Consider the following 3,475-nt stretch of genomic DNA (forward strand, 5'->3'; position numbering starts at 1 on the left):
AGATCGAGGACGTGATCAACAACGCTGAGGGCGTCACCGAGTCCATCGTTGTCGAGAGAAACGGCCACCTCGTCGCACTCGTGCAGCCTATCGAGGGCTTCATCGACTGGGACAAGGAAGGTGAGGACAAGATGTACGAGAAGATCGATGCCTGGAAGGAGAAGATCCTCACCAAGGTCAACAAGAACGTAAACAAGACATCGCGAATCAGTTCTGTGGAGGTCATGAAGGAACCTTTCGAGAAGACCGCCACGATGAAGATCCGCAGGTTCAAGTACAAGGATTCAGCGCCGACCGTAGAGGCCGACAGGAAGTCCAAGGAAAAAGAAAACAAATAATTAGCAATGGTAAAGGCAGAAACCTTATCTGATCTTTTTGTCAAGGCGACATCTGAATTTTCCGGCCATGTGATGAATAGAATGGCCGACGGATCTGATTCTTATACCTTCAGCACCTTCCGGGCTGCGGTGACCTCAATGTCCGAACTCCTTTCAGCCCACGGCGTGGGAACAGGGGACAAGGTCGCGATATTCTCGGCAGGTCATGTCAACTGGCCGGTTGCGTTCTTCGCAGCCACGGCGTTCGGTCGCGTAGCGGTTCCCGTGCTTCCCGAGTTCTCGGAGAACGAGGTCGTGAACGTGCTCCAGCACTCCGAATCCAAGGCCCTGTTCGCCTCCAGAAAGTGTCTAGCCAAGGTTCCTGCCGAAGTTCTCGACCAGCTTAACCTCGTCGTTGAGGTCGAGAGCCTCAGGATTATCAGACAGAAGAAATCCGACACGGATGCCGCTGCGATCCCATCCATGAACCAGGATGATCTCGCAGTGCTCATCTACACCTCCGGCACCACCGGCAGTGCCAAGGGCGTGATGCTTACCCACAGGAACTTCATCACGAACCTCGAGGCCTTCATCCATATCTACGTCATCGACACGAAGGACGTGCTCCTGTCCGTCCTCCCACTTGCGCATGCGTACGAGCTGTCGATAGGCATGCTCTATCCGTTCGCGAGCGGCTCGCAGGTCGTGTATATATGCAAGCCTCCTACACCTTCGTATCTCATGCCGGTGCTGGCAAACGTGAAGCCGACCGCCATGCTCGTCGTTCCTCTCCTCATCGAGAAGATCTACAAGGGCATAGTCCTCTCCATGCTCAGGAAGAGCAAGTTCCTTCAGTGGATGGACAGGCATGCCCATGTGCTTCTGTGCAGGATCATCTGCAAGAAGATCATCAGGGCCTTCGGCGGACGCCTCGCATTCTTCGGAATCGGCGGTGCGAAGCTCGACCTTGAGGTGGAGAGGTTCCTCCACACCGGTAAGTTCCCATATTATATCGGATATGGTCTCACCGAATGTGCTCCGCTCGTGTGCGTGAGCAACTGGTACGACACCATTCCGGGATCCATCGGACATGCCATACGCGGTGTGGACGTCCGTCTGGACAATGTGAACCCGAAGACAGGGGAGGGCGAGATCGTGGTCAAGGGCACCAACGTGATGCCTGGTTACTACAAGGACCCTGAGCGCAGTGCCGAGGCTTTCAATTCCGAGGGATGGTTCAGGACCAAGGACCTCGCGATCGTCACTGAGGACGGACGCTATTTCATCAAGGGACGACTCGGCAACATGATCGTAGGCCCGTCGGGAGAGAACATCTATCCGGAGGAGATCGAGTCCGTGTTCGCTGAGCTTCCTGAGGTGGACGACGTGATCGTGCTCCACAGGGACGGCAAGCTCGTCGCCCTCGTAAGGCCTACCAAGGAGGCCGTGGACCTCAGTCAGGCGAATGATGTCGTCGTGAGGGAGAAGATAGCCCATCTCAAGTCATACATGCTCAGCCATGTCAATTCCAAGGTGAAGGCCCATTCGCAGATCAGCAAGGTCGAGTTCATGACTGTGCCGTTCGAAAAGACTGCGACTCTGAAGATCCGTCGTTTCCTCTACGCTGAAAGTGCTCCTACCGTTTAGGTTTTTGAAAAAATTTATTATAAATTTGTAGGAAACCTAGAAAACGAACGAATTATGAAGAATTATTTTGACCTTACAGGACAGGTAGCAGTCATTACCGGTGCTTCAACTGGTCTTGGCCTCCAGATGGCCAAAGCATATGCAAATCAGGGCGCTAACATCGTACTTCTCGCTCGTCGTCAGAATCTCCTCGAGGAGAACGCAAAGGAAATCGAGGCTGAGTACGGAGTGAAGGTGCTTCCTTTCGCATGCGACATCACCGACACTGAGCGCGTGAAGGCTGCCGTTGCCGCTACAATGGAAACTTTCGGACGCGTGGATATCCTCGTGAACAACGCCGGTACCGGTGGAATCACTCCAGCAGAGGACGTTCCAGATGAGATGTTCGAGAAGGAGTTCCAGATCGACCTCTTCGGTACATTCAAGTGTGCCCGTGAGTTCGGTAAGGAGATGATCAAGGCCGGCTATGGCCGTATCATCAACATCGCTTCAATGTATGGCCTCGTCGGTAACATGGCAGCTCCTAGCTCACCATATCATGCAGCAAAGGGTGGTGTAGTGAACCTTACCCGCGCACTCGCAGCTGAGTGGGGCAAGAAGGGCATCACAGTTAACGCAATCTGCCCAGGCTATTTCATGACTCCTCTTACCAAGGCTACTCTCGAGACCGATTGGTTCGCACAGTATGCTGCCGGCGCTATCCCTACAGGCCGTTACGGTAAGGAGGGCGAGCTTGACACCGTTGCTCTCTTCCTCGCTTCACCTTGCAGCACCTATGTCAACGGCCAGGCAATCGCCGTCGACGGAGGTTACACCTGCATCTAGTCCAGATTTCTGGAAACGATATAAGAAGGACCCGGGGATTGCCCGGGTCCTTCTTTGTTATTCCTTATATTCTTCGTTGTAGATCTCTGCGAGTTCGACATAGGATTGGACGCCCTTGTCTATCGTTCTCCCGACGGCGGCAGAGGAGATCTTCTTGACGAACTTGGCGGGAACTCCAGCCCAGAGCTCACCTGGGCCGATGACGGTCTTTCCGAGCACCAGCGCATGGGCGGCCACGAGGCTTCCGTCGCCTATGACGGCTCCGTCGAGAACGGTGGAGCCCATCCCGATCAGGCAGTGGCTTCCGATGGTTGCGCCATGGACGGTGGCATTGTGGCCTATGACCACGTCATTGCCGATGACGACGTTGCCGCCTTCCCCTCCGGACACATGGATCACGGCGCAGTCCTGGACGTTGACGCGATCGCCGATTTCGATGGTGTTCACGTCGCCTCTGAGCACAGATCCGTACCATACCGAGCAGTTGTCGCCCATCCTTACCTGGCCGACGATGGCGGCCGTCTCCGCAATGAAGCAGTCATCCCCGATTTCGGGGTAGATTTCCTTGAATGAATGTATCAGCATATCGATACAAATATATGAATAAAATCAAGTTTCTTTGTATATTTGCAGTATATGGAATCAGTCGAAAAATTGCTGAAATATGACCTCGGAGAGGGGGTGGA

General features: G+C 54.1%; 3 protein-coding genes and 1 pseudogene. 3 read left to right on the forward strand and 1 reads right to left on the reverse strand.

Annotated features, from left to right (window positions below):
• The 3 genes and pseudogenes from AC06ND_RS01340 to AC06ND_RS01350 form a co-directional block, all read left to right on the forward strand.
• A pseudogene (locus AC06ND_RS01340) lies at nucleotides 1-338 on the forward strand (hypothetical protein); the annotation flags it as partial.
• 72 nt (nucleotides 339-410) lie between these two features.
• Nucleotides 411-1,964, forward strand: a complete 1,554-nt coding sequence (locus tag AC06ND_RS01345) for an AMP-binding protein (protein WP_475677198.1) — start codon at nucleotides 411-413, stop codon at nucleotides 1,962-1,964.
• Between the two features lie 54 nt (nucleotides 1,965-2,018).
• Nucleotides 2,019-2,789, forward strand: coding sequence for an SDR family NAD(P)-dependent oxidoreductase (locus AC06ND_RS01350; RefSeq protein WP_475677199.1), 771 nt, complete (start codon nucleotides 2,019-2,021; stop codon nucleotides 2,787-2,789).
• A gap of 57 nt (nucleotides 2,790-2,846) precedes the next feature.
• On the opposite strand, the gene AC06ND_RS01355 is transcribed toward AC06ND_RS01350, so the two are convergent.
• Entirely contained in the window at nucleotides 2,847-3,374 is a 528-nt protein-coding gene (locus AC06ND_RS01355) for a gamma carbonic anhydrase family protein (protein ID WP_475677200.1), read from the reverse strand.
• Between the last annotated feature and the right edge of the window lie 101 nt (nucleotides 3,375-3,475).

The sequence above is a fragment of the Candidatus Cryptobacteroides sp. genome (genome assembly GCF_056207615.1).

Coding starts and splice junctions, on each gene's coding strand:
- AC06ND_RS01355 (WP_475677200.1), bottom strand. CDS start 3,374: ATGCTGATACATTCATTCAAGGAAATCTACCCCGAAATCGGGGATGAC.
- AC06ND_RS01350 (WP_475677199.1), top strand. CDS start 2,019: ATGAAGAATTATTTTGACCTTACAGGACAGGTAGCAGTCATTACCGGT.
- AC06ND_RS01345 (WP_475677198.1), top strand. CDS start 411: ATGAATAGAATGGCCGACGGATCTGATTCTTATACCTTCAGCACCTTC.